Origin of the sequence: Neisseria polysaccharea (assembly GCF_963392925.1) — a bacterium.
Classification (GTDB): Bacteria; Pseudomonadota; Gammaproteobacteria; order Burkholderiales; family Neisseriaceae; genus Neisseria; species Neisseria polysaccharea.
Map to the genome: position 1 here is coordinate 13795 of NZ_CAUJNZ010000016.1, position 24612 is coordinate 38406.

General features: G+C 54.1%; 27 protein-coding genes, 1 tRNA gene and 1 riboswitch. Of the genes, 20 read left to right on the forward strand and 8 right to left on the reverse strand.

Translation table 11 applies throughout. The features are described 5' to 3' along the window. Positions 1–123: 123 nt before the first annotated feature. Positions 124–756: an MBL fold metallo-hydrolase gene (locus tag RDY34_RS09205; protein WP_308074846.1), complete on the reverse strand. Its 633-nt coding sequence runs from the start codon at positions 754–756 to the stop codon at positions 124–126. Between the two features lie 90 nt (positions 757–846). Here RDY34_RS09205 and RDY34_RS09210 point away from each other — a divergent pair, with 90 nt between their 5' ends. The 5 genes from RDY34_RS09210 (at position 847) to ptsP (ending at position 4941) form a co-directional block, all read left to right on the forward strand. Further along, positions 847–1671: a DNA ligase gene (locus tag RDY34_RS09210; protein WP_308074847.1), complete on the forward strand. Its 825-nt coding sequence runs from the start codon at positions 847–849 to the stop codon at positions 1669–1671. Between the two features lie 68 nt (positions 1672–1739). Continuing rightward, the gene (locus RDY34_RS09215) at positions 1740–2303 is read left to right on the forward strand and encodes a hypoxanthine-guanine phosphoribosyltransferase (protein WP_003753556.1); all 564 of its coding nucleotides are present in this window, start codon (positions 1740–1742) and stop codon (positions 2301–2303) included. 87 nt (positions 2304–2390) lie between these two features. Further along, complete coding sequence (locus tag RDY34_RS09220) at positions 2391–2828, forward strand: PTS sugar transporter subunit IIA (protein ID WP_308184542.1); 438 nt, start codon at positions 2391–2393, stop codon at positions 2826–2828. A 68-nt stretch (positions 2829–2896) separates the two neighbouring features. After that, positions 2897–3166: an HPr family phosphocarrier protein gene (locus RDY34_RS09225; RefSeq protein WP_003677272.1), complete on the forward strand. Its 270-nt coding sequence runs from the start codon at positions 2897–2899 to the stop codon at positions 3164–3166. Next, positions 3166–4941, forward strand: a complete 1776-nt coding sequence (ptsP, locus tag RDY34_RS09230) for a phosphoenolpyruvate--protein phosphotransferase (RefSeq protein ID WP_003753551.1) — start codon at positions 3166–3168, stop codon at positions 4939–4941. Before RDY34_RS09225 ends, ptsP begins: the two co-directional genes overlap by 1 nt. A gap of 121 nt (positions 4942–5062) precedes the next feature. Here the strand turns inward: ptsP and RDY34_RS09235 are convergent, their stop codons facing one another. The 3 genes from RDY34_RS09235 to RDY34_RS09245 all read right to left on the reverse strand — a co-directional run bounded on the left by RDY34_RS09235 (position 5063) and on the right by RDY34_RS09245 (position 7143). Beyond that, positions 5063–6001, reverse strand: a complete 939-nt coding sequence (locus tag RDY34_RS09235) for an ABC transporter ATP-binding protein (RefSeq protein ID WP_308184543.1) — start codon at positions 5999–6001, stop codon at positions 5063–5065. An 8-nt stretch (positions 6002–6009) separates the two neighbouring features. Then, the gene (locus RDY34_RS09240) at positions 6010–6885 is read right to left on the reverse strand and encodes an NUDIX hydrolase (RefSeq protein WP_115178147.1); all 876 of its coding nucleotides are present in this window, start codon (positions 6883–6885) and stop codon (positions 6010–6012) included. A gap of 181 nt (positions 6886–7066) precedes the next feature. Then, positions 7067–7143, reverse strand: a tRNA-Met gene (locus tag RDY34_RS09245). 149 nt (positions 7144–7292) lie between these two features. Next, a riboswitch (TPP riboswitch) is annotated at positions 7293–7392 on the forward strand. Positions 7393–7482: 90 nt separating this feature from the next. Between RDY34_RS09245 and thiC the strand changes: the two genes are divergently transcribed. Next, a complete protein-coding gene (gene thiC / locus RDY34_RS09250) occupies positions 7483–9384 on the forward strand; it encodes a phosphomethylpyrimidine synthase ThiC (RefSeq protein ID WP_308073814.1) in 1902 nt (633 codons plus the stop codon). 767 nt (positions 9385–10151) lie between these two features. Beyond that, on the forward strand, positions 10152–10295 hold the full coding sequence (locus RDY34_RS09255) for a hypothetical protein (protein ID WP_155114603.1): 144 nt from the start codon (positions 10152–10154) through the stop codon (positions 10293–10295). 26 nt (positions 10296–10321) lie between these two features. Here the strand turns inward: RDY34_RS09255 and RDY34_RS09260 are convergent, their stop codons facing one another. From RDY34_RS09260 to gmhB, 3 genes are read right to left on the reverse strand one after another with little or no spacing between them, the layout of a single operon-like run. Then, complete coding sequence (locus RDY34_RS09260; RefSeq protein ID WP_308184544.1) at positions 10322–11011, reverse strand: M48 family metallopeptidase; 690 nt, start codon at positions 11009–11011, stop codon at positions 10322–10324. Continuing rightward, positions 11008–11751, reverse strand: coding sequence for a lysophospholipid acyltransferase family protein (locus RDY34_RS09265; protein ID WP_308184545.1), 744 nt, complete (start codon positions 11749–11751; stop codon positions 11008–11010). The genes RDY34_RS09260 and RDY34_RS09265 overlap by 4 nt, the downstream gene beginning before the upstream one ends. Before the next feature lie 28 nt (positions 11752–11779). Further along, a complete protein-coding gene (gene gmhB / locus RDY34_RS09270) occupies positions 11780–12343 on the reverse strand; it encodes a D-glycero-beta-D-manno-heptose 1,7-bisphosphate 7-phosphatase (protein WP_095176575.1) in 564 nt (187 codons plus the stop codon). 143 nt (positions 12344–12486) lie between these two features. Between gmhB and RDY34_RS09275 the strand changes: the two genes are divergently transcribed. Then, a complete protein-coding gene (locus RDY34_RS09275; protein WP_308184546.1) occupies positions 12487–14139 on the forward strand; it encodes an LTA synthase family protein in 1653 nt (550 codons plus the stop codon). 69 nt (positions 14140–14208) lie between these two features. Here the strand turns inward: RDY34_RS09275 and RDY34_RS09280 are convergent, their stop codons facing one another. After that, complete coding sequence (locus RDY34_RS09280) at positions 14209–15450, reverse strand: aromatic amino acid transporter (protein ID WP_308184547.1); 1242 nt, start codon at positions 15448–15450, stop codon at positions 14209–14211. A gap of 167 nt (positions 15451–15617) precedes the next feature. On the opposite strand from RDY34_RS09280, the gene ubiG reads away from it, so the two are divergent. The 12 genes from ubiG to RDY34_RS09340 all read left to right on the forward strand — a co-directional run bounded on the left by ubiG (position 15618) and on the right by RDY34_RS09340 (position 24465). Next, positions 15618–16346, forward strand: a complete 729-nt coding sequence (gene ubiG, locus RDY34_RS09285) for a bifunctional 2-polyprenyl-6-hydroxyphenol methylase/3-demethylubiquinol 3-O-methyltransferase UbiG (protein ID WP_308184550.1) — start codon at positions 15618–15620, stop codon at positions 16344–16346. A gap of 36 nt (positions 16347–16382) precedes the next feature. Next, positions 16383–17300, forward strand: a complete 918-nt coding sequence (thrB, locus tag RDY34_RS09290) for a homoserine kinase (protein ID WP_308184548.1) — start codon at positions 16383–16385, stop codon at positions 17298–17300. A 257-nt stretch (positions 17301–17557) separates the two neighbouring features. Beyond that, positions 17558–19099, forward strand: a complete 1542-nt coding sequence (locus RDY34_RS09295; RefSeq protein WP_308184549.1) for an ABC transporter permease — start codon at positions 17558–17560, stop codon at positions 19097–19099. 28 nt (positions 19100–19127) lie between these two features. Continuing rightward, on the forward strand, positions 19128–19727 hold the full coding sequence (locus RDY34_RS09300) for a beta-class carbonic anhydrase (protein ID WP_003677311.1): 600 nt from the start codon (positions 19128–19130) through the stop codon (positions 19725–19727). Further along, positions 19724–20320, forward strand: a complete 597-nt coding sequence (nadD, locus tag RDY34_RS09305) for a nicotinate-nucleotide adenylyltransferase (RefSeq protein ID WP_304677918.1) — start codon at positions 19724–19726, stop codon at positions 20318–20320. The genes RDY34_RS09300 and nadD overlap by 4 nt, the downstream gene beginning before the upstream one ends. A gap of 22 nt (positions 20321–20342) precedes the next feature. Beyond that, on the forward strand, positions 20343–20942 hold the full coding sequence (locus RDY34_RS09310; RefSeq protein ID WP_308073802.1) for a hypothetical protein: 600 nt from the start codon (positions 20343–20345) through the stop codon (positions 20940–20942). Positions 20943–21042: 100 nt separating this feature from the next. Further along, positions 21043–21429, forward strand: a complete 387-nt coding sequence (gene rsfS, locus RDY34_RS09315) for a ribosome silencing factor (protein ID WP_002246503.1) — start codon at positions 21043–21045, stop codon at positions 21427–21429. 53 nt (positions 21430–21482) lie between these two features. After that, a complete protein-coding gene (gene rlmH / locus RDY34_RS09320) occupies positions 21483–21953 on the forward strand; it encodes a 23S rRNA (pseudouridine(1915)-N(3))-methyltransferase RlmH (RefSeq protein WP_002218151.1) in 471 nt (156 codons plus the stop codon). Positions 21954–22027: 74 nt separating this feature from the next. Beyond that, positions 22028–22294, forward strand: coding sequence for an oxidative damage protection protein (locus RDY34_RS09325; RefSeq protein ID WP_002223157.1), 267 nt, complete (start codon positions 22028–22030; stop codon positions 22292–22294). 157 nt (positions 22295–22451) lie between these two features. Next, on the forward strand, positions 22452–23135 hold the full coding sequence (locus RDY34_RS09330) for a Bax inhibitor-1 family protein (protein ID WP_003753507.1): 684 nt from the start codon (positions 22452–22454) through the stop codon (positions 23133–23135). A gap of 128 nt (positions 23136–23263) precedes the next feature. After that, positions 23264–23776: a pantetheine-phosphate adenylyltransferase gene (coaD, locus tag RDY34_RS09335; RefSeq protein ID WP_025456871.1), complete on the forward strand. Its 513-nt coding sequence runs from the start codon at positions 23264–23266 to the stop codon at positions 23774–23776. Between the two features lie 35 nt (positions 23777–23811). Further along, entirely contained in the window at positions 23812–24465 is a 654-nt protein-coding gene (locus RDY34_RS09340) for a TIGR01621 family pseudouridine synthase (protein ID WP_115437549.1), read from the forward strand. Positions 24466–24612: the final 147 nt, after the last annotated feature.

The window sequence follows — 24612 nt, forward strand, 5'->3', positions numbered from 1 at the left end:
TTGAAGTATTTACCAAAGCCTTGTCCGGCGAGGTACACCGGCAAGGCGGCGGTTGCCTAAGTTTTTTGTGTTTCAGACGGCATCAGTGCAGATGATGCCGTCTGAAGACCGTAGTGAAAGCGGTTAGAAAAAAGGATTGTGCCGTTTTTCGTGTCCGATGGAAGTCATACGCCCGTGTCCGGCGACAACTTGCACGGTTTCGGGGAGGGCGAATAATTTGTTGCGGATATTATTGATTAAGTCGGCGTGGTTGCCGCGCGGAAAATCGGTTCTGCCTATGGTTTCGTAAAACAGCACGTCGCCCGCAATCAGCAGCTCCGCTTCGGCACAATAGAAAACCACGTGTCCCGGCGTGTGCCCCGGAATATGCAGCACTTGGAAGGCGTAGCGTCCGACCGTGAGCGTTTCGCCTTCTTCGAGCCAATGGTTCGGCGCAAAGGCGGGCGAGACGGGGAATCCGTATTGCGCGGTGGTTTGCGGCAGCGATTGGAGCAGGAATTCATCTTCGCGGTGCGGACCGAGGACGGGGACTTTATGCGTTTTCAACATTTCGACCACGCCGCCCGCGTGATCGAAATGACCGTGCGTCAGCCAGATTGCCGTGAGCGTAAGTTTGCGGTTTGCCAACGCTTGCAGCAGGAACGGCACATCGCCGCCGACATCGGTCAGGACGGCTTCGCCGCTTTCGTCGTCCCAAATCAGGGTGCAGTTTTGGCGGAAAGGGGTAACGGGGAGGATTTCGTAACGTAGGGTCATCGGCGTGTTCCTAAACGGTTTTCAGACGGCATCGGGTTTGCCGTTTGTTTTATGGCGGTTTGCCGCCTGTTTTGATATTGGGGGAATCAGGTGATTAAGAAGATAATCGGCGGCATCATACCGATTTTTACGGAGGTTTTCATCCCTGCATCGGCAGGCGCGGCGGATTTGATGCTGGCGCAGGAATACAAAGACCAAGAGATTGCAGGCTGGGTGATGAGCGAGAAACTCGACGGCGTGCGCGCCTATTGGGACGGAAAGCACCTGATAAGCCGTCAGGGCTATGCGTTTGCTCCGCCCAAAGGTTTTACCGCGCAGTTTCCGCCTTATCCTTTGGACGGCGAATTGTACAGCGGACGCGGTCAGTTCGAGCAGATTTCCGCCGCCGTGCGTTCGTCTTCCGGAGATTGGCGCGGCATCCGCCTGCACGTTTTCGACGTACCCAAGGCGCAGGGCAACCTTTACCAACGTTTGGCAGTCGCAACGCAATGGCTGAAAACGCATCCGAACGCGCCGATTACCATCATCCCGCAAATCAAAGTGCGCGACCGGCAGCACGCGATGGACTTTTTAAAACAAATCGAAGCGCAGGGAGGCGAAGGCGTGATGCTGCGCCAGCCCGAATCCCGTTATAGCGGCGGCAGGAGCAGCCAATTATTGAAGCTGAAAAGTCAATACGACGACGAATGCACGGTAACGCGGCACTATGAAGGCAAAGGGCGCAATGCCGGACGGCTGGGTGCGGTCGGCTGTAAAAACCGACACGGCGAATTCCGCATTGGCAGCGGCTTCAAAGACAAAGACCGCGACAACCCACCTAAAATCGGTACGCTGATTACCTACCGTTACCGTGGCTTTACGCAGAAAGGTACGCCGAAATTCGCCACCTTCGTGCGCGTGCGTACCGACCGCTGAGCAGGACGGTTCGGACGGCATCCGATACTTTGGTTTATAATTTTCCTTTTACCGACTGATTCCGACATATGACCGATTTAGAAACCAAACGCCTTGAAACACAGGCGATGCTTGAAAACGCCGATCTTTTGTTCGACCAAGGGCAATGCCGCGCCGCACTGCAAAAAGTAGCGGATGAGATTACGCGCGATTTGGGCGGCAGATATCCGTTGCTGCTGCCCGTGATGGGTGGGGCGGTGGTGTTTACGGGCCAGTTGTTGCCGCTGTTGCGCTTTCCCTTAGATTTTGATTATGTTCATGTTTCCCGTTACGGCGATAAGCTGGAGGGCGGCGTGTTCAACTGGGAACGTATGCCCGATGCGGAACAAATCCGAGGCAGGCATGTGGTCGTGTTGGACGATATTCTAGACGAAGGGCATACGATGTCCGCCATTCAAGCCAAACTTTTGGAAATGGGTGCGGCAAGCTGCCGTTCGGCGGTGTTCGCCAACAAGCTGATCGACAAACCCAAGCCTATCCGAGCCGATTATGTCGGACTGGATGTGCCGAACCGTTATGTTTTCGGTTACGGCATGGATGCGGCAGGCTGCTGGCGCAATCTAGGCGAGATTTACGCACTGAACGGCAAATAGGCAGGCATGCCGTCTGAATGTTTTTCAGACGGCATAACGTTTATACGGCAGGTTGCAGAAGAATTATAAACAGGACGCATATATACCATGATAGGGCTTTTAATCGTTACACACGAAACCATAGGCGAAGCCTACCGCAAGCTGGCACATCATTTTTTCCCAAGCGGGCTGCCTGAAAACGTCCGCATACTCGGCGTGCAGCCGACGGAAGGCCAAGACGATATCATCAACAACGCCATTGCCGCGCTTCAGGAATTTCCCGACAACGACGGCGTGCTGATTATGACCGATATTTTCGGTGCGACCCCCTGCAATGCAGCCCGCCGCCTTGTACGCGAAAACAAATCGGCCATTCTGACCGGCCTGAATGCGCCGATGATGATTAAGGCCGTCCAATATTCGCCGACGGCGGAAGACCTTGACGCCTTCACCGAGAGTGTCAGGGAAGCGGCGGTAAAAGGCATTTTCGCCATCATGTCCGCACCGGACGATTTGGTGTGCCGGAAAAACCATGATGCCGCCTGAAGGAGCGGTAGGACAAGAAAACATTTTAAACGGCGTCTGCTGCCGATATACATAAAACGGGAATCGAAATGCTCAAACAATCCATCGAAATCATCAACAAACTCGGACTTCACGCCCGCGCGTCCAGCAAGTTCACCCAAACCGCGTCTCAGTTTCAAAGCGAAGTCTGGGTTACGAAAAACGGCAGCCGCGTCAACGGCAAAAGCATCATGGGCTTAATGATGCTCGCCGCCGCCAAAGGCACCGTCATCGAGCTGGAAACCGACGGCTTGGACGAAGCCGCCGCCATGAAGGCATTGACCGACTTAATCAACGACTACTTCGGCGAGGGCGAATAATGAGTATCGTGCTGCACGGTGTCGCCGCGGGCAAAGGCATCGCCATCGGACAAGCCCACCTGATTACGCGCGGCACGGCTGAAGTGCCGCAATACGACGTTTCAGACGAGCTCATCGACACCGAAGCCGCCCGTTTCGATGCCGCCATCAAAGCCACGCGCAAAGAGTTGGAACAGCTGCGCAGCGCGATTCCCGAAAACGCCCCGACCGAATTGGGCGCGTTTATTTCGCTGCACCTGATGCTGCTGACCGATGTAACCTTGTCGCGCGAACCCGTCGATATTTTAAAAGAACAAAAAATCAACGCCGAATGGGCATTGAAGCAGCAGAGCGACAAACTTGCCGCCCAGTTTGACGGCATAGGCGATGCCTATTTGCGCGAACGCAAGCAGGATATGCTGCAAGTCGTCCAGCGCATCCACAACAACCTGGTTGGGCAGGGCAACGATTTAAATGTTGCCGACAACCTGTTTGACGAAACCGTGCTGATTGCGCACGACCTTTCGCCTGCCGATACGGTTTTATTCAAGGAGCAGCGGATTGCCGCTTTTGTAACCGATGTCGGCGGTCCGACCAGTCATACGGCGATTTTGGGCAGGAGTTTGGATATTCCCTCCGTCATCGGGCTGCACAACGCGCGCAAACTGATTACCGAAGGCGAAACAGTCATCGTGGACGGTATCAACGGCGTATTGATTATTTCGCCGGATGAGTCGGTGTTGAACGAATACCGCCGCCGTGCCCGCGAATACCGCAGCCACAAACGCGAGTTGAACAAGCTCAAAAAGACCGCCGCTGCTACCGCCGACGGGGTCTGTATCGAGCTTTTGGGCAATATAGAATCAGCCGAAGATGTCAAATTGCTGCACAATCTTGGCGCAGACGGCATCGGGTTGTTCAGGAGCGAGTTTCTTTACCTGAACCGCGATACGATGCCGTCTGAAGACGAACAGTATGAAGTTTACAGCGCGATTGTCAAAAAAATGAAAGGCAAAAGCGTGACCATCCGAATCGTTGATTTAGGCGTGGATAAAAACCCCCGCTGGTTCGGTCAAAACGCCACCCCCAACGGCAGCCTCAACCCCGCACTGGGCATGACCGGCATCCGCCTGTGCCTTGCCGAACCGGTCATGTTCCGCACCCAGATGCGCGCCATCCTCCGTGCGGCGGTACATGGTCCCGTGCGCATGATGTGGCCGATGATTACCTCCTTGTCCGAAGTGCGCCAATGCCTGATTCATTTGGATACTGCCCAGCGGCAGCTTACCGAGCGCGGTGAAGCCTTCGGCGATGTCGGTGTCGGCTGCATGATTGAAATCCCCTCGGCCGCGTTGACCGTCGGCAGCATTTTAAAACTGGTCGATTTTATTTCCATCGGTACCAACGACCTGATTCAATATATCTTGTCCGTCGACCGCAGCGACGACAGCGTCAGCCACCTCTACCAGCCCGGACATCCTTCCGTGTTGAAAATGCTGCAACACGTCATCCGTACCGCCAACCGTATGGAAAAAGACGTGTCCGTGTGCGGCGAAATGGCGGGCGACACGGCGTTTACCCGCGTTTTATTGGGTATGGGGCTGCGCCGTTTTTCGATGAATCCCAACAACATCCTGCCCGTCAAAAACATCATCCTGAACAGCAATATCGCACAGCTCGAAAACGATATTGCCAAAATCGTCCGCTGCGAGGACGAGGAAAAGGCGGAAAAGCTGATCAAACAGATGAACAGCGCGCCGGCAGGGGAGGAAGCCGAAGCCAAAGTGCGGAAATAAATATTGTTGACAATAGAAAAAGATTGCAGTCAAATAACGCCCTTAGAAAAAATATAGCTGCTTTGGTAAAAAAATGCCGTCTGAAAGGTTTTTCAGACGGCATTTTGTTTTTAAGGAAGCATCAACGGAAACGGACGATTTCCTTGTCTTCGATATGGATGCGTACCGTATCGTTTCCCGATATTTCACCGGCGTGCGGCATATCGAGGTTCAGCCACAGGATGCCGTGTTTCGGATGGAGGACGGATAGGCTGAACGATTCGGGCAAACAGGTACGGGATAATACGCGGCACTCCATGCCGTTTTGGTCGAAACGCACCGCATGTTGCGGAATATGGCGGTCATCGTCGGTATTGGGCAGCCCCATCAGTCGGGCGACCTGCACGCAGGACGGTGTTTTGACCAATGTTTCGGGCGTGCCGTATTGTAGAATTCTCCCTTCATGCATCACGGCGATTTCGTCTGCCGTCGTACAGGCTTCTTCGGGCGAATGAGTCACCAAAACGGCAGGGATGCCGCCCTTGCGGATGCGTTCGGCAGTCATGCGGCGCAGCCGGTCGCGCAAATGCGTGTCCAAACTGGAAAACGATTCGTCCAGCAACAGCAGGGAAGGGCGGACAACCAAAGCGCGCGCCAGTGCCAACCGTTGCTTCTCGCCTCCGGAAAGTTTTTCAGGCTTGCGGTGCGCCTCGTTTTCCAGCCCGACTTCGGCAAGTGCCGCCATGGCAAGGCGTTCGGCGTCGGCTTTCGGCATTTTTTGCATTTTCAAACCGAATGCCGCATTTTCCAGCGCACTCATATGGGGAAACAGCGCGTAATCTTGAAACATCAGAGAAATACGGCGTTTTTCGGGCGGCATACGGGTAATGTTTTCCCCGTTCAGCCGAATTTCGCCGCCGTCCGGACGGACAATCCCCGCAATCATATTCAGCAGGGTGGATTTTCCGCAGCCAGACTGTCCCAAAACGGCAAGTATTTTGCCGTGCCCGACAGTCAGGCAGATGTCATCGGCGACGGTTTTATTGCCGAAGCGTTTGCAGACTTTGTTCAATTTGAGCATACCGGTTCCTAAGTCCTGATGCCGCGAAGCCAGCCCGACAGAGGGTGGTTCGGGGCGATTAATCCGTAACGGTCGAATGCGTCCAGCGTAACCAGTTGGGCATCGTGCATCATGCGTCCGGACAACATAGCATCCGACAGGCCGCCAATGTCCATCTTTTCAAAACCCGCCACTTCGCCATCCTGATTTTCAGGCCGGAAGGTTTCGGGCAGGACGGCATCGAATACATACAGGATTTCATTGTGTACACCCCGGCTGACGGGGCGCAGGCTGTGCAGCCGCGATACCGGGCGGATAAACGGAAACAGCGTTTTATCCAAACCGGCTTCTTCGCTGCTTTCGCGGCACACGGCTTCAGACGGCATTTCGCCGCCGGAAACACCGCCGGCGGCAGTATTGTCGAGCTTGCCGGGATCGACTGCTTTGTGCGGACTGCGCCTGCCTATCCAGAAATGCCATCGGCCGTCCGATTCGGTCAGACCGTTGAGATGGACGGCGCGGCTGAGCAGTCCGAACGGACGGAAAGCGGCGCGTTCGAGCGCGAACAAGGGATTGCCGCCGCCGTCGGTCAGGTCGAAACACTCGTCGCGCCAGCCGTGAAGCAGTCCCGCCTCTTTCCATATTCGGGCGAGGTGCTGCAAGCGGCCGCCCATATCCGGCCAGCCGTCCGCATTCAGGAAAATGCCGTCTGAAGACTCCGAGCAGCCTGCCTCCCAGTCTTTCTGAACGCGCTCCGCCCATTCCGGCGACAGGTTTCCCAAAGGCAGGCCGTTCAGATACAGCGTTTTCCAGCAACTTTTTGCACCGTAACTTGCCTTTGCCCACTCGAATAGGGCATCAAGGTCGTGTTTGCTGACGGATTCGGTAAAACGGACGGTCGGCATAGTCGGCTTTCTTGAACATAATGCGGAAGATTGTAGCCAAACCGCCTGAATTTGCAACCGCAAACAGACGGCGGGCTGCCGTTCCGATATTGCGGCAGGAAGGAAAATCCGGCAAAAAACGGAGGTGGCAGGAAACAGGCAAAACAAAACCCCTCGGCATTGAACCGAGGGGTTTGATATTTGGTTGCGGGAGCAGGATTCGAACCTACGACCTTCGGGTTATGAGCCCGACGAGCTACCATGCTGCTCCATCCCGCGTCAGAAAACGAAACTATACGGCAGATTTTTTATGTTGTCAAACATTACTTCCGCGAAAAATCATAAAATTTTGCCGTCCGTCGGTTTATGCCTGATTTGAAATATTATTTTCTTTACAAAAATCCAAGCCCGTGTTTTAATTTTGCCCAACATCGAAACAGGGGTGCTGCCTGATGTTCAGGCGGCTGAGAAATACCCTTTACACCCGATCGGGATAATACCTGCGTGGGGAGTTTTCACGGATTCTGCCTTTCAGACGGCATCGGTTTTCAAATGCCGTCTGAAAACGCGAAACGCTCCTGTTTCTTTATTCTAAACGAGAAAACAGGAGCATTTTTTATGACTACACCAAAAAAAACCGCCAAAACTTCCGGCAACGAAGCGCGCGAACTTGCCGACTTGAGCGAAGACATCGGCATCCGCTTCAAATATCCGAACTCCGAACGCGTGTATCTGCAAGGCAGCCGCGACGACATCCGCGTGCCTTTGCGCGAAATCCGTCAGGACGACACCTACACGGCGCAAGGTACGGAAGCCAATCCGCCGATTCCCGTCTACGACACCAGCGGCGTGTACGGCGACCCGGCGGCACACATCGACCTGAAACAAGGTTTACCGCACATCCGCACGGCGTGGCTGGACGAACGCGGCGATACCGAAATCCTGCCCAAGCTCTCCAGCGAATACGGCATCGAACGCGCACACGATCCGAAAACCGCCCATCTGCGTTTCAACCAAATCACCCGCCCGCGCCGCGCCAAAGCCGGCCGCAACGTAACCCAGCTCCACTACGCGCGCCAAGGCATTATCACGCCGGAAATGGAATTTGTCGCCATACGCGAACGTTTAAAATTAGACGAATTGTCCCAAAAACCGGAATACGCCAAACTTTTGAAACAACACGCAGGGCAAAGTTTCGGCGCGAACATCCCGACCCGTCCCGACCAAATCACGCCCGAATTCGTGCGCCGGGAAATCGCCGCCGGACGCGCGATCATCCCCGCCAACATCAACCATCCCGAACTCGAACCGATGATTATCGGACGTAACTTCCGCGTCAAAATCAACGGCAACTTGGGCAACTCCGCCGTAACCTCCAGCCTGACCGAAGAAGTCGAAAAAATGGTGTGGTCGCTGCGTTGGGGCGCGGACACGATTATGGATTTGTCTACCGGCGCGCACATCCACGAAACGCGCGAATGGATTATCCGCAACGCGCCCGTCCCCATCGGCACCGTGCCCATCTATCAGGCTTTGGAAAAAACCGGCGGCATCGCCGAAGACCTGACTTGGGATTTGTTCCGCGACACCTTAATCGAACAGGCGGAACAAGGCGTGGACTATTTCACCATACACGCGGGCGTGTTGCTGCGGTATGTGCCGATGACCGCCAACCGCCTCACCGGCATTGTCTCGCGCGGCGGTTCGATTATGGCGAAATGGTGTCTCGCCCACCACAAAGAAAACTTCCTCTACACGCATTTCGACGAAATCTGTGCAATCATGAAGGCGTATGATGTGTCGTTCAGCCTCGGCGACGGCCTGCGTCCCGGCTGCATTGCCGATGCCAACGACGAATCCCAATTCGCCGAACTGCATACCTTGGGCGAATTGACCGGCAAAGCGTGGAAACACGACGTACAAGTCATGATCGAAGGTCCCGGCCATGTGCCGCTGCAACGCGTCAAAGAAAACATGACCGAAGAGTTGCAACACTGCTTTGAAGCGCCTTTCTACACCCTCGGCCCGCTCGTTACCGACATCGCCCCCGGCTACGACCACATCACCTCGGGCATAGGCGCGGCCAATATCGGCTGGTACGGCACGGCGATGCTTTGTTACGTTACCCCTAAAGAACATTTGGGGCTGCCCGACAAAGAAGACGTGCGCACCGGCATTATTACCTACAAACTCGCCGCCCACGCCGCCGACCTCGCCAAAGGCTGGCCGGGCGCACAGTTGCGCGACAACGCCCTGAGCAAGGCGCGTTTCGAGTTCCGCTGGCGCGACCAATTCCGCCTCAGTCTCGATCCCGAACGCGCCGAAAGTTTCCACGACGAAACCCTGCCCGCCGAAGGCGCGAAAATCGCCCACTTCTGCTCGATGTGCGGCCCCAAATTCTGCTCGATGAAAATCACGCAGGAAGTGCGCGACTACGCTGACAAGCAAAAAACCCAACAGCAAGGAATGGAAGAAAAAGCGATTGAGTTCGTCAAAAAAGGAGCGAAGCTTTACAGCTAAAACGTCAAGCAAAAAATGCCGTCTGAAGCCCGGAAAAAAGGCTTCAGACGGCATTCTTTCGCTTGTGAAAATGATGAAACAACCGATAATTAAAGTAATAAAATTTTATATTCACATAGATGGGAATGATGGGATTTAGGGTTCTGTTTTTCTGTCTTTTGTTTTTGAGGGAATGACAGGATTTGAGATTGCGGCATTTATCGGGAGCAACAGAAACCGCTCTACCGTCATTCCCGCGAAGGCAGGAATCTAGAACCCAACGCGGCAAAAATTTATCCGAAGCAACAAAAATCTTTTCATCGTCATTCCCGAGAAAGCGGGAATCTAGGGCTCGGAGTTGGAGAAACCGTTTTATCCGATAAGTTCCCGCACCGACAGACCTGGATTCCCGCCTGCGCGGGAATGGCGGTATATCGGCAGGCGCAGGATAAATGCGTAAGGCGGATGCGTAAGGTGGCGGGCTGTAGGGTGGGCTGTAGGGTGGGCTGTAGGGTGGGCTTCAGCCCACCGCATCCACCAAATCCCATAATCCAAGCAATTCCGCCGATTTCAACCAACTTCGCCAATTTCAACGATTTCAAAAATCCCACCAACTCCGCCGGAAACCGAAACCGCCGAATACCGCCTATTCCCCAAAAACCTTTGATGCGGTGAAATTGGTGGAATCGTTGGGCTGAAGCCCACCCTACATTTCACCCTACGGCTCGATGAATCGTCAGAAATACCCGAACCGTCATTCCCGCGCAGGCGGGAATCCAGACCTGTCGGTGCAGAAATTTATCGGTTTGACGGCGTTTCACTTCCCCTTCCATCCCGAAAAACGCAAAAAATACCGTCTGAAAGCGGCGGCAGCGGTATGTGCCGCCGGCTGTGATGCTGCCTTCCGGATGTCCGTTTGGGCGGAAGCCTGAATTGGCGGATGTCTGCCCGGGCAGCGTCAACCCAAGGCGAAAAGTTCCCTGCCGTGGATTTTGAGCCACTGTTTCGCTTCGTCCGCGTAGGGGGCGAAGCGGCGGGTCAGTTCCCAAAAGGTGCGGCTGTGGTCGGCGTGGGCGAGGTGGCAGAGTTCGTGTATGCAGACGTAGTCGGCAACGTATTCCGGTGCGCCGACCAGCCGCCAGTTGAGGCGTATGCCTGTGGTTTTGCGGCACACGCCCCAGAAGGTTTTGGCAGAGGTCAGCGAGGAGGAAGCGGGGAACAGTTGTGTGGTGCGGGCGTGGTGTTCGAGGCGGGGAAGCAGGTAGCTTTGAGCCTGCCGTTTCAGAAAGGTTGCCAACAGTGCCGCCTGTTTGTCGTGCGTGTCTTCGGGAACGCGGATTTCAGACGGCATCAGCAGGATTTTCGTGTCTTGATGGGCGGTGAGGGCAAGCTGCCTGCCGTGGAACCAGATATGTTCGGGCAGCCGGTTTGCTGTATTGTGCGGCGGTGTTTTTGCCAGTGTTCGCCGCAGGACGGCTTCGTTGTCGCGCAGCCAGCGGTTGAGGGCGGCGGCGGACAGGTGCGGTGGGACGCTGATACTGACGGTATGTGTGCCGATAGGGCGGATAATCAGGTTTTTCTTGGCACGGTGTTTGATTTCTATGGTCAGTTCCATGCCGTCTGAAAGAGTGTGGATCAAGGAGGTCATGCGGTTTCAGACGGCATTTTGGCGGCAAATGGGCCTTTGCCGGAAATAAGCGGTTGTTGCGTTTCGATGAGGTGTTCGCATTTTTCCATCAATTCGGCTTCGCTGCCGCTTGCGTGTGGGATGGTCGGACAGATGACGACGGTGATTTCCCCCGGATATTTCAGAAAGGAATTTTTCGGCCAAAATTCGCCGCTGTTGAGGGCAATGGGGACGATGTCCATCTCAAACATTTTCGCCATGCGCGCGCCGCCGAGCTTGTATTTGCCGCGTTTTCCGGGTGCAAGGCGCGTGCCTTCGGGGAAAATGGTAATCCAATAGCCTTCGTTTTTGCGCGCCAACCCCTGTTTTATGAGCTGTTCGTTGGCTTCGCGGCGGTTGTTGCGGTCTATGCCTATGGTTTTGACCAGCTTCAAACCCCAACCGAAAAAGGGGATTTTGAACAACTCGCGTTTGGCAACGTAAACCTGCGGCGGAAAAATGTCCTGGAGGGCAAGCGTTTCCCAGCCGCTTTGGTGTTTGGCGCAGATAACGGCGGGGCGGTCCGGAATGTTTTCCGCGCCGATGATGCGGTATTTGAGCCCGACGATGTGTTTGAGCGACCAGTTGAGGATGCCGACCCAGACCCGCGCCATCTTGTGCGCCCCGTCCCGGAAAGGCGAGGCGAGCAGCATAAAGGGAAAGAGGAAAATCAGGCTGGAACAGAGTATCAGCCAGTAAATCAGGTTGCGGATGATGAGCATGGTTTTGCCTTGTCGGAATGCAGTATGTTCAGTCGGCTTGTGGTGCGGCGTTTTCCTGCATGATGTATTGTGAGAAATCGAGCAGGGTATCGAAAACCTGTGTGTGTTCGGGCAATTCATGTCCGTGTTGGGAGAGCGTTTTTTTGCCTTTTCCGGTCAGAACCAGCGCGGGTTTTCCGCCGACGGCATCGATTGCCTGCAAATCGCGCAGGCTGTCGCCGACCAGCCAAGTTTCCGAAGCTTGGGCGTTGAAGCGTTCGAGGATGTCTTCAATCATGCCCGGTTTGGGCTTGCGGCAGCCGCAGCCGTCGGCGCCGGTATGCGGGCAGAACCAGATGCCGTCGATTTCCCCGCCTGCCTGACGGATGAGGCGGTGCATTTTGGCATGCATTTCGGTGAGGTCTTGAACGGTAAAATATTTGCGGCCGATGCCGGATTGGTTGGTGGCGACGGCAACGGTGCAGCCTGCCTGCGTCAGGAATGCCACCGCATCCATGCTGCCTTCGATAGGTATCCACTCGTCAACGGATTTGACGAAGTCGTCGCGGTCCTGGTTGATGACGCCGTCGCGGTCGAGAATGATGAGTTTCATCACGGTTCCTTTGGGTTGGGCAGGTTCGGGGATGGCATTATACTGAAATATCGGTGGAAATGCGCCTGTGCTGCATTTATAATGCACGCTTTCGATAATAATTCGCAACGGCACAGGTATGCCGTTTTGAGGAGTGGGGCGGGATGGTTGCCTATGCTTTCCTATTTTTGTTTGTAACAGCGGCATTGGTGCTGATTATCAGGTCGCACTACCGCTGGACGTATTTTTTCGCGTCCGCGCTGTTTGTCTTTTTGGCGGGCGGTATGCTGATGTTGACGGCGCAGTGGCAGCGCGCCTTGAATTTCGCTTCGGTCTGGTTTGTGGTGCTGATACTGTTCCACAGGCTGAAAATCCATTATTACAAACAGCCGTTGTTGATTTCCGACTTTTTGCTGATTGCCGACTGGCGGAATTGGGAAACGCTGTTCCATTATAAGGAAGCGGTTATCGGTATGGCGGGGCTGCTGGCTTTGGCGGCATATGCGGTTTTCGGCTGGAGCGGTGCGGATACTTTGGGTGTGCCGTGGCGGTGGGCAGGCGCGGCGTTGTTTGCGGCGGCGTTCGTGTCGATGTGGCATTTTTCCAAACATCCGGGCGCGGTAAAGACGTGGCTGGATTCGCTGCCGGACGACGGGCGCGACGTGTTTTTGAACCTGCCGATGTCCTGTCGGGCGGTGTTTTTCCAAGTACCCGTGTTCGAGGGCGACGGGGAAGCGTTTGCCAAACAGATGCCGTCTGAAACCCAGCCGTACGGCATGTCGGATGAAAAACCCGATATTGTCGTTACCCTGATGGAATCGACGCTCGATCCGCACTGTTTCGACTTTGCCGCCGCCAAGATTCCCGATTTGAAAATGTTCGGACGGCAGGAAGATACCGTATTTTCCTCACCTTTGCGCGTGCATACTTTCGGCGGCGCAACGTGGAAGTCCGAATTTGCGTTTTTGGCGGGTGTTCCGTCCACAGATTTCGGCGCGTTGGCAAGCGGCGTGTTTTACTCGGTCGTACCGCATTTGCAGACCGGTTTTGTCCGCAACCTGCGCGAACACGGTTATTTTTGCGTGGCACTCTCGCCGTTTACCAAGGGCAACTACAATGCCAAGGCCGCATATGACCATTTCGGCTTTAATCTGATGTTCCAGCCGCAAGATTTGGGCTATCCCGCGCCGATGGGCAAAAACCTGTGGCATATTTCCAGTGAGGAAATGATGCAGTATGCGCGGATGATTCTCGAAAAACGCCATCCCGATTTGGAAAACGTGTGCCAACCGATGTTCGTATATGTGCTGACCATGAAGGAGCACGGACCGTATCGGACGGATACCGACAATGTGTTTGATTTGGATGCGCCCGATTTGAATGCGAAAACCGTATCCGCACTTAATGACTACATCGGGCGCATTGCCGATTTGGACAAAGCAGTGGAAAGTTTCGACCGTTATCTGCACGAACGCGGCAAACCCTTTGTTTTCGGTTATTTCGGCGATCATCAGGTACCGTTTGAGGGCGTGTCCGTCAGGAAGAAATGGGATTATGCGCAGCCGGATTATGTAACGCAGTTTGCCGTCAGGAGCAATATTGCCGGCGGATTCGTACAGCGGCAGGATTTCCTCGACCTTGCCTTTGCAGGCGGCGTGCTGATGGAGGCGGCGGGTTTGGAAGCTAAAGACGGCTTCATGCGTGCGAATATGGCGATGCGCGGTTTGTGCGGCGGAGGGTTGGAAGACTGCCCGAACCGGGAGTTGGTCGGAAATTACCGCAACTATCTGTACGACGTTTTGAAAATTGCCCGTTAGCTTTTTGCCGCATGGCTGCAACGGTTGCGAAAATGCCGTCTGAACAGGGCTTCAGACGGCATTTTGCCTTTATCCTTTAAATACGGGGACGAGTTCCATTTGGCTCAATACCTGTGCGGCGATGTTGACGATGCCGAAAAGGAAGACCCAAACCATCAGCCACAAGCCGCCGTAAACTTTATAGGTTTTGCCTGCGCCGAATTTTTGGCGCGAATGGTAGAGCAGCATGGCGGGGATGATGCCTGTCCAGATGGTTGCCGCCAGGCCGACGTAGCCGATGGCGGTAACGAAGCCGGTGGGGAAGAGCAGGCAAGAAATTAGAGGCGGCAGGAAGGTTAGCGCGGCGGTTTTGGTGCGGCCGGAGATGCTGTCGTTCCATTTGAAGATGTCGGCGATGTAGTCGAACAGACCTAAGGTTACGCCTAAAAACGAGGTGGCGATTGCCATGTAGGAAAACAGGGACAATATTTTATCCATATTGCCGGTTTGGGCGAATTTGGACAGGGTTTCAATCAGGACGGAGACTTGCCCTTCGGCGGCGATGACGGGGGCGAACTCGTTGCGCGGCAGGTTGCCTTGGATGGCAATTTGCCAGAGGACGTAAATTACCAGCGCGACCAGTGTGCCCGTCCAGATGGACTTCGCCACTTTGGGCGCGTCGCCTTTAAAGTATTTGAGCAGGCTGGAGACGTTGCCGTGGAAGCCGAAGGAAGCGAGGCAGACGGGCAGGGCAGTGGCGACATAAATCCAGTAGCCGGTGCCGACGGGGGCTTGGGTGTCGAAGAGGATGGGCATTTTGGCATCGGCAATCAGGCCGCCGGTTGCCCAAATAAAGGTTAATACCATGCCGCCGATGAGGACGCTGGTGAAGCGGTCGACCAAGCGTGCGGATGCCCACACGCAAAAGGCGAGGATGCCGAAGAAGACGAGTTGTCCGACGGTGAGTGAAACGTCGCCGCCTGCCGCGCTGCCTAAGCCTTTGGCGGTCAGGTCGCCGCCGACGAAGATATAAGCGTAAGTGAGCAGGTATAAAACGAAAGCGACGGCGATGCCGTTGATGATGTTCCAGCTCCGTCCGAGCAGGTCTTTGACCATGGTGTCGAAGCTGGCGCCGTGAGGATAATGGGTGTTGACTTCCAAAATCATCAGGCCGCTGGAAAGCATGGAAAACCAGGTGTACAGCAACACGGCCAGCGAGCCGGTAAACCATACGCCGGATGTGGCGGTCGGGTTGGCAAGCATGCCTGCGCCGATAACCGTACCGGCGATAATCATCGCGCCGCCGAACAGGGAAGGGGTTTTGGTTGACATATTTTATCTTTCTGACGAAAAGCGTGGCCGCCATTATGCCGTAAAGTGCGGGGGGCTGTAAGGTGTTTGCAGTCATGCCGTCTGAAAGTCTGTTCAGACGGCATGACGTTCCATAGTATAATCTTTTTCCTTTTGGGCAACGGCGGACGCCGCCGTGTTTTTGAATGATGGGAGGCAGGATGTCTGACAGAAAATATAATGTGGACGCAGAGGAAATTGCCAAATTCAGCCGGATTGCCGACAAATGGTGGGACAAGTCGGGCGAATTCAAGTCCTTGCACGACATCAATCCGCTCCGGCTCGATTATATCGACGGACACGCGGATTTGTGCGGCAAACGGGTTTTGGATGTGGGCTGCGGCGGCGGCATCCTGGCGGAAAGCATGGCGCAGCGCGGCGCGGCGTTTGTCAAAGGCATCGACATGGCGGAGCAGTCGTTGGAAACCGCCCGCCTGCACGCGGCTTTGAACAATGTTGCCGATATCGAATACGAATGTATCCGCGTGGAAGACCTTGCCGAGGCGGAACCGCACTCGTTCGATGTGGTAACGTGCATGGAAATGATGGAACACGTCCCCGATCCCGCCGCCATCGTGCGTGCTTGTGCCAAGCTGGTCAAGCCGGACGGCATGGTGTTTTTTTCCACCATCAATAAAAACCCGAAATCGTACCTGCATCTGATTGTGGCGGCGGAATATCTGTTGAAGTTTGTCCCCAAAGGCACGCACGACTGGAAAAAATTCATCGCGCCTGCCGAGCTGGCGCGGATGTGCCGTCAGGCGGGCTTGGATGTGGCGGATACGAAGGGTATGACTTACCATGTTTTGTCGCAAACTTATGCCCTGTGCGATTCGACCGATGTGAATTATATGTTTGCCTGCCGTCCGGCGTTCTGACGGCGGGTTTGCCCGTTTTTGAGCAAGTGAGTTGATATGTCTGTCTATACCAGTGTTTCCGATGATGAAATGCGCGGCTTCCTGAGCGGTTACGATTTGGGGGAATTTGTTTCCCTGCAGGGTATCGCGCAGGGGATTACCAACAGCAATTATTTTCTGACGACGACTTCGGGACGTTATGTGCTGACCGTGTTTGAAGTGTTGAAACAGGAAGAGCTGCCGTTTTTTCTGGAGCTTAACCGGCATTTGAGTATGAAGGGCGTGGCGGTTGCCGCGCCGGTTGCGCGCAAAGACGGCCGGCTTGATTCCGTTTTGGCGGGCAAGCCCGCATGCCTGGTTGCCTGCCTGAAAGGTTCGGATACCGCGCTGCCGACGGCTGAGCAGTGTTTCCATACCGGTGCGATGTTGGCCAAAATGCACCTTGCCGCCGCCGATTTCCCTTTGGAAATGGAAAACCCGCGTTACGATGCGTGGTGGACGGAGGCGTGCGCCCAGCTACTGCCCGTCCTGTCGCAAGACGATGCCGCACTGCTGTGTTCCGAAATCGATGCGCTGAAGGACAATCTCGGCAATCATCTGCCTTCGGGCATCATCCATGCCGACCTGTTTAAAGACAACGTGTTGCTTGACGGCGGTCAGGTATCGGGCTTCATCGATTTCTATTATGCCTGCCGGGGCAATTTTATGTATGACTTGGCGATTGCGGTCAACGATTGGGCAAGGACGGCGGACAATAAGTTGGATGAGGCGTTGAAAAAGGCGTTTATCGGCGGTTATGAGGGCGTGCGCCCCTTGAGTGCCGAAGAAAAGGCGTATTTCCCGACCGCCCAACGTGCCGGTTGCATCCGTTTTTGGGTGTCACGCCTGTTGGATTTTCATTTTCCGCAGGAGGGAGAGATGACGTTTATCAAAGACCCGAACGCGTTCCGCAACCTGCTGTTGAGTTTGGGTTGATACCGTCTGCCGGGTAGGAATCCGATGCCGTCTGAAAGGGTTTCAGACGGCATTTTGTTTCGGGTTTGAATATGTTTTCCGGATGTTTTCCGGTTCGGCGTACCGGTTTCGGTTGCTTTGTTACGCACCCGCGCCGGTGTTTGCCTCTGAATTCCGGCGGTTGGCGGCGGTTTGACTGCGGACGGATAAAATTGTGCAGTCATTTTTGATTGGCTTTGGGTACAATCCAGCCATTATGTTTTGAAATGGGAAAACGGATGGATATGCGGCGTTGGGCGGTTGTCGGATTGGTTGCGCTGCCGCCCCTGTGTTTTTTGACCGCGATGGTGCTTGCGCCTTTGTGGGCGATGGCGGCATATGACGGTTTTGCATGGGGCGCGGTACTGTCGGATGCTTATATGCTCAAACGTTTGGCGTGGACGGTATTTCAGGCGGCGGCAACCTGTATCTTGGTGCTTCCCTTGGGCGTACCTGTCGCATGGGTGCTGGCGCGGCTGGCGTTCCCGGGGCGGACTTTTGTGCTGCGCCTGCTGATGCTGCCGTTTGTGATGCCCACGTTGGTGGCGGGCGTGGGCGTGCTGGCTCTGTTCGGGGCGGACGGTCTGTTGTGGCGCGGCTGGCAGGATACGCCGTATCTGTTGTTGTACGGCAATGTGTTTTTTAACCTTCCTGTGTTGGTCAGGGCGGCATATCAGGGGTTTGTTCAAGTGCCTGCGGCACGGCTTCAGACGGCACGGACATTGGGCGCGGGGGCGTGGCGGCGGTTTTGGGACATTGAAATGCCCGTTTTGCGCCCGTGGCTTGCCGGCGGCGTGTGCCTTGTCTTTTTGTATTGTTTTTCCGGGTTCGGGCTGGCACTGCTGCTGGGTGGCAGCCGTTATGCCACGGTCGAAGTGGAAATTTACCAGTTGGTCATGTTCGAACTCGATATGGCGGTTGCTTCGGTGCTGGTGTGGCTGGTGTTGGGGGTAACGGCGGCGGCGGGATTGCTGTATGCGTGGTTCGGCAGGCGCGCGGGTTCGGATAAGGCAGTTTCCCCTGTGATGCCGTCTGAACCGCAGTCGGTCGGGGAATATGTGCTGCTGGCGTTTGCGGCGGCGGTGTTGTCCGTGTGCTGCCTGTTTCCGCTGGCGGCAATTGTGGTGAAAGCGTGGTCGGCCGGTGAATCGTGGCGTGTGTTAATGGAAAGTGAAACGTGGCAGGCGGTGTGGAATACTTTGCGCTTCTCGGCTGCGGCGGTATTTTCGGCGGCAGTATTGGGTGTCATGTATGCGGCGGCGGCGCGGCGGTCGGCGTGGATGCGCGGGCTGATGTTTTTGCCGTTTATGGTGTCGCCGGTTTGTGTTTCGGCGGGTGTGCTGCTGCTTTATCCGGGGTGGACGGCTTCGTTGCCGTTGCTGCTGGCGATGTATGCGCTGCTGGCTTATCCGTTTGTGGCAAAAGATGTTTTATCGGCCTGGGATGCACTGCCGCCGGATTACGGCAGGGCGGCGGCGGGTTTGGGCGCAAACGGCTTTCAGACGGCATACCGTATCACGCTCCCCCTCTTGAAACCGGCGTTGCGGCGCGGCCTGACTTTGGCGGCGGCAACCTGCGTGGGCGAATTTGCGGCGACATTGTTCCTGTCGCGTCCGGAATGGCAGACGTTGACGACTTTGATTTATGCCTATTTGGGGCGTGCGGGTGAGGACAATTATGCGCGGGCAATGGTGTTGACATTGCTGTTGTCGGCATTTGCGGTGTGCATTTTCCTGCTGTTGGACAACGGCGAAGGCGGAAAACGGACGGAAACGTTATAATGTGAACCCTTTTTCAGAGGACGGCAAAATGAGCGAGTTGAGCGAAATCCTTTCCTATAATCAGAAGTTTGTCGAGTCGGGCGAATATGAGAAATATTTTACCGACAAATACCCCGGCAGGGAGTTGGCGATTTTGTCCTGCATGGATGCGCGGATTATCGAGCTGCTGCCTAATGCTTTGGGGTTGAGGAACGGCGATGCCAAACTGATTAAAAATGCAGGTGCGCTGGTTGCGCATCCGTGGGGTTCGGTCATGAGGAGCCTGCTGGTTGCCGTGTTTGAACTGAAAGTCAAAGAAATCATGGTCATCTCCCATCACGATTGCGGTATGCAGGGATTGAATGCGGCCGGCTTTCTCAGTAAGGTGCATGAAAGCAATATTCCCGACGACCGTATCGAAACCTTGCGTTATGCAGGTGTCGACCTCGACGGCTGGCTGACCGGTTTCGACAACGTCGAAGACAGCGTGCGCCATACGGTCGAACTCATCCGCCGCCATCCGTTGATGCCGCGTCATATTGCCGTTCACGGATTGGTCATCCATCCCGTTACCGGCAAACTGACCCTGATTGTGGACGGCAGTGTTTCAGACGGCATGGACTTATCGGAAGGAATGGAAACATCATGAAGAAAATCGGACTGTTCGGCGGCACTTTCGACCCGATACACAACGGGCATCTTCATATTGCCCGCGCCTTTGCCGATGAAATCGGGTTGGACACGGTTGTTTTCCTGCCGGCAGGCGGCCCGTATCACAAAGACGCCGCCTCCGCTTCCGCCGCCGACCGCCTTGCCATGGTCGAACTGGCGACGGCGGAAGACGCGCGTTTTGCCGTTAGCGACTGCGACATCGTCCGTCACGGCGAGACTTACACCTTCGACACCGTCCAAATTTTCCGCCAGCAGTTCCCGTCCGCGCAACTCTGGTGGCTGATGGGCAGCGACAGCCTGATGAAGCTGCACACATGGAAAAAATGGCAGATGCTCGTGCGCGAAACCAATATCGCCGTCGCCATGCGGCAGGGCGACAGCCTGCACCAAACCCCGCGCGAACTGCACGCATGGCTGGGCAAGTCCCTTCAGGACGGCAGCGTCCGCATCTTGTCCGCCCCGATGCATAATGTGTCGTCAACGGAAATCCGCCGCGCCGGTGTTTCAGACGGCATCCCACCTGCCGCCGCCCGTTATATCCGAGAACACCGGCTGTACGAAAAATTATGATAAATAATACTCACTAGAAATTATGAACAGCAAAACTAAACTTCGAGTTAATAAAATAATCGAACTGAAGCATCATATTGAGAATTGGGAAATTCAAACAAGCGAAGAGATCGAAAAGCTTCTTGTTGATTTTGAGAAACAGCCTAGGCAAGAAATGTCTTCTTATTATACGGAGCTTTTTAGAGATGTTCAATTTGCGGGTGTTTTGGTGCAAATAGCAAATAAGTATGCGGAAAACAGTAAAATCAATCGCTGTATAGTATCTGCTCTTGGCATGATGATGTGGAGGTATAAGCTTCCTGAGAGTGAGGAAATATATCGCCTTATGTTAGCGAATATTCAAAGAAAGGGAGTAGCTTTTTTTGTAGCATTTCATCTCCCTAAGATGAAAATGTTTGAGGAATTCCCGAATAAATGGGCCTATTTTATGAGTATACCTAAACTCTCTCCTAAAAAGACTTCTGCGGAATACTTTACTAACTTGGTCGAAGAATACATTTACTTTGTACCTATGATGTATAAGTCAGAATTGATTCAATACTTCAGTTTGAAATATAGTGAAACAAAAAGTGAATATCTAAAAGATAGATATAAAAAAATACTAATAATCCTGCGGGATTAGTACTTAATTGAGTAATTTTTGAGGAAAAACATCAACCCGAAAAGTCAAATCAGTAAGGAACGGCTATAATGCCGTCTGAAAACATCCCGTTAGGAACATAATGAACGAGCAAGAACTGCAAGACCTGCAAAAAATGGTCGAGGTCGCCGTCAACGCCCTCGAAGACATCAAAGCCAAAGATATTTCCGTTCTCGAAACGCAAGACAAAACTTCGCTGTTTGCCAGAATGATTATCGCCAGCGGCGACAGTACGCGCCAAGTCAAAGCCCTTGCCAACAACGTTGCCGTCGATTTGAAAGAAGCCGGTTTTGAAATCCTCAGCACCGAAGGCGACAGCGGTGAATGGACGTTGGTTGATGCAGGAGACCTCGTCGTCCACGTTATGCTCCCTGCCGTGCGCGATTTCTACGACATCGACACCCTTTGGGGCGGCGAGAAACCGAGTTTTCACGCCGGAATGCAGAAGCCGTGGCACGCGGCAGACTGATTCCCGATGCCGTCTGAATGTTCAGACGGCATTTTCCTGTAAGGGAGAAAGCATTGAACATTACCGTTTTGGCAGTCGGCACCAAAATGCCGCGCTGGGTTGATGAGGCCGTCGCCGAATACGCCAAACGCTTCGGACGCGACGTCGCCTACGCACTCAAAGAAATCAAACCCGAAAAACGCGGCGCGGGCGTGAATGCCGCCCAAGGCATGGCGGCGGAAGAAAAACGCATCCTCGAAGCCATACCGCAAGGCGCGTTCCTCGTCGTTCTTGACGAACGCGGCAAAGCACCGACCTCCGTCGAGCTGGCGGAACATCTCAAAAGCTGGCAGCAAAACGGCGAACACGTCTGCTTCGTCATCGGCGGCGCGGACGGTATGACCGACCGCCTCAAACAACAGGCCCGCATGATGATGCGCCTGTCCAGCCTCACCCTGCCGCACGGCATGGTGCGCGTCCTTCTGACCGAGCAGCTCTACCGTGCCGCCTCCATCCTGCACAACCATCCCTATCATCGGGAATAAGAAGGCTTTTGTCCGTACCCCTAATCGGTTAAAATCACCCCGTTATTTCTGAACACACAGCAAAGGAATCCGCTATGGCACGCATGGTATTCTGCGTCAAGCTCAACAAAGAAGCCGAAGGCATGAAATTCCCGCCGCTGCCCAACGAATTGGGCAAACGCATTTTTGAAAACGTATCGCAAGAAGCATGGATGGCGTGGACGCGCCACCAAACGATGCTGATTAACGAAAACCGCCTAAGCCTTGCCGATCCGCGCGCGCGCGAATACTTGGCTCAGCAGATGGAGCAGTATTTCTTCGGCGACGGCGCGGATGCCGTTCAGGGGTATGTTCCGCAATAAACGGTTTTCCGTTTTGAACACAGGCTGTCCGAACCTGCTTCAGACGGCCTTTAAAATACGCCGGACAACTTTATCTTCACGCAACCGGACAAATTTTGACATTGGGCAATGTTAAAATCCCCCGTTATTTCCAACCGCGCTTTCAGGAGCAGATGATATGCAACACGACGTTTACGACTACACCGCGCATACGGTTTCTAAAAACACCGTCCTGCAGAAAACCTACCGCCTGCTCGGATTTTCTTTCATTCCGGCTGCCGCAGGCGCAGTGCTTGCCGCCAATGCCGGTTTCAATTTTTACGCCGCCTTCGGTTCGCGCTGGATAGGGTTTGCCGTCGTGTTGGCGTTTTTCTACGGTATGATCCACTTCATCGAGAAAAACCGTTACAGCAATACCGGCGTTGCCCTGCTGATGGTATTCACATTCGGTATGGGCGTATTGATCGGCCCCGTGCTGCAATACGCGCTCCATATTGCCGACGGTGCGAAAATCGTCGGTATTGCCGCCGCGATGACCGCCGCCGTCTTTTTAACGATGTCCGCATTGGCACGCCGAACCCGGCTCGATATGAACGCGCTCGGACGCTTCCTGACCGTAGGCGCGGTCATTCTGATGGTCGCCGTGATTGCCAACCTGTTTTTGGGTATTCCCGCACTTGCCCTGACCATTTCCGCCGGTTTTGTCTTGTTCAGTTCCTTAATGATTATGTGGCAGGTGCGCACCGTCATCGACGGCGGAGAAGACAGCCACATCAGCGCGGCACTGACACTGTTTATCTCGCTTTACAACATCTTCAGCAGCCTGCTCAACATCCTGCTGTCCTTAAACGGCGATGACTGATGTAGGCGAAACACCATGCAAACCATGCCGTCTGAAAGCACTTATTTCAGACGGCATTTTGTTTTGGGCATACAATACGGATACACATTCATCAACATACGGTCGACCATGCTGTCGGAAGGAATCAAATGTTACCGAATACACCGCGCCGAGCCGTTTATGCCGGCAGTTTCGATCCGCCCACATTGGGGCATCTGTGGATGATACGGCAGGCGCAATCTATGTTTGACGAACTCATCGTCGCCATCGGCATCAATCCCGACAAACGCAGCACCTATACCGTCGCTGAAAGGCAGGATATGTTGTGCGCCATTACCGACAACTTCCCAAACGTCAAAATTGAAGTGTTTGAAAACCGGTTTTTGGTGCATTACGCCCGTGAGGTAGATGCAGGATTCATCGTACGCGGCATCCGTTCCGCCTCCGATTATGAATACGAACGTTCCATGCGCCATATCAACAGCGACCTCGCCCCCGAAATATCCACCGTATTCCTTATGCCGCCGCGCGAAATCGCCGAAGTGTCGTCCACTATGGTTAAAGGCTTGGTCGGGCCGGAAGGCTGGATGGAAACCGTCAAAAGATATGTGCCGCCGGCCGTGTACCAAAAAATGATTGCAGAACATCACAACAATGCCTGACAGAAAGCTTCTGTCAAATATATTCAGGTTCAAATATGTGGGAAATCTTATTCAGACACCAAGATTTTGTCGCCATCAATAAACCTCAAGGCATATCCGTCCACCGTTCCGACGGCGAAGTCAGCCTGACGGCAACACTTGCGGCACAGTTGGGTGTAGAAAAGGTATGGTTGCTGCACAGGTTGGACAAACAGACCGGAGGCATATTGCTGTTTGCCCTTAATCCCCAAAGTGCCGCTGTTCTTGCCGCACAATTTGCCGAAAGGAAAATGAAGAAAACCTATTTGGCTTTGTCCGACCGCAAACCGTCCAAAAAACAAGGATGGATAAAAGGCGGTATGGAAAAATCCAGGCGCGGGATGTGGAAGCTGACGCGCAATATGGAAAATATTGCCGTTACCCGTTTTTTCAGTATACGTATCAGTGAAAAAATGCGGCTGTTCATTCTTGAGCCTCATACGGGTAAGACACATCAGCTGAGAGTGGCAATGAAAAGTCTGGGCAGTCCTATTTTGGGGGACCGCTTATATGGAGGGACAGAATCCGAAACTACGTTCCTGTATGCATGGAAAATACAATTTACCTATCAACAACAAGAAATCGAAATTACTGCACCTTTGAAAAATGCATGGCAGGCTGAAAATATCTCTCATGCGCTGGAAGAATTTTATATGGCAAAAGCAGGTTAATAAATATAAATTAATTTATAAACAATATGATAAATATTTTTATAAAAATTTTTCAAGAAAACGGTTGACCGCAAATCTCTTCAAGCGTATAGTTCGGTTCTTCGCCACTGACGAAGCGGCGGTGATAAAGCAGTTCAAACGCTCTTT

Coding starts and splice junctions, on each gene's coding strand:
- ptsP (WP_003753551.1), top strand. CDS start 3,166: ATGAGTATCGTGCTGCACGGTGTCGCCGCGGGCAAAGGCATCGCCATC.
- rsfS (WP_002246503.1), top strand. CDS start 21,043: ATGAACGAGCAAGAACTGCAAGACCTGCAAAAAATGGTCGAGGTCGCC.
- coaD (WP_025456871.1), top strand. CDS start 23,264: ATGTTACCGAATACACCGCGCCGAGCCGTTTATGCCGGCAGTTTCGAT.
- RDY34_RS09240 (WP_115178147.1), bottom strand. CDS start 6,885: ATGCCGACCGTCCGTTTTACCGAATCCGTCAGCAAACACGACCTTGAT.
- RDY34_RS09300 (WP_003677311.1), top strand. CDS start 19,128: ATGAGCGAGTTGAGCGAAATCCTTTCCTATAATCAGAAGTTTGTCGAG.
- RDY34_RS09220 (WP_308184542.1), top strand. CDS start 2,391: ATGATAGGGCTTTTAATCGTTACACACGAAACCATAGGCGAAGCCTAC.
- RDY34_RS09215 (WP_003753556.1), top strand. CDS start 1,740: ATGACCGATTTAGAAACCAAACGCCTTGAAACACAGGCGATGCTTGAA.
- RDY34_RS09295 (WP_308184549.1), top strand. CDS start 17,558: ATGGATATGCGGCGTTGGGCGGTTGTCGGATTGGTTGCGCTGCCGCCC.
- RDY34_RS09225 (WP_003677272.1), top strand. CDS start 2,897: ATGCTCAAACAATCCATCGAAATCATCAACAAACTCGGACTTCACGCC.
- nadD (WP_304677918.1), top strand. CDS start 19,724: ATGAAGAAAATCGGACTGTTCGGCGGCACTTTCGACCCGATACACAAC.
- thiC (WP_308073814.1), top strand. CDS start 7,483: ATGACTACACCAAAAAAAACCGCCAAAACTTCCGGCAACGAAGCGCGC.
- RDY34_RS09310 (WP_308073802.1), top strand. CDS start 20,343: ATGAACAGCAAAACTAAACTTCGAGTTAATAAAATAATCGAACTGAAG.
- RDY34_RS09280 (WP_308184547.1), bottom strand. CDS start 15,450: ATGTCAACCAAAACCCCTTCCCTGTTCGGCGGCGCGATGATTATCGCC.
- RDY34_RS09260 (WP_308184544.1), bottom strand. CDS start 11,011: ATGACCTCCTTGATCCACACTCTTTCAGACGGCATGGAACTGACCATA.
- ubiG (WP_308184550.1), top strand. CDS start 15,618: ATGGGAGGCAGGATGTCTGACAGAAAATATAATGTGGACGCAGAGGAA.
- thrB (WP_308184548.1), top strand. CDS start 16,383: ATGTCTGTCTATACCAGTGTTTCCGATGATGAAATGCGCGGCTTCCTG.
- RDY34_RS09275 (WP_308184546.1), top strand. CDS start 12,487: ATGGTTGCCTATGCTTTCCTATTTTTGTTTGTAACAGCGGCATTGGTG.
- RDY34_RS09340 (WP_115437549.1), top strand. CDS start 23,812: ATGTGGGAAATCTTATTCAGACACCAAGATTTTGTCGCCATCAATAAA.
- RDY34_RS09325 (WP_002223157.1), top strand. CDS start 22,028: ATGGCACGCATGGTATTCTGCGTCAAGCTCAACAAAGAAGCCGAAGGC.
- gmhB (WP_095176575.1), bottom strand. CDS start 12,343: ATGAAACTCATCATTCTCGACCGCGACGGCGTCATCAACCAGGACCGC.
- RDY34_RS09235 (WP_308184543.1), bottom strand. CDS start 6,001: ATGCTCAAATTGAACAAAGTCTGCAAACGCTTCGGCAATAAAACCGTC.
- RDY34_RS09330 (WP_003753507.1), top strand. CDS start 22,452: ATGCAACACGACGTTTACGACTACACCGCGCATACGGTTTCTAAAAAC.
- RDY34_RS09265 (WP_308184545.1), bottom strand. CDS start 11,751: ATGCTCATCATCCGCAACCTGATTTACTGGCTGATACTCTGTTCCAGC.
- RDY34_RS09205 (WP_308074846.1), bottom strand. CDS start 756: ATGACCCTACGTTACGAAATCCTCCCCGTTACCCCTTTCCGCCAAAAC.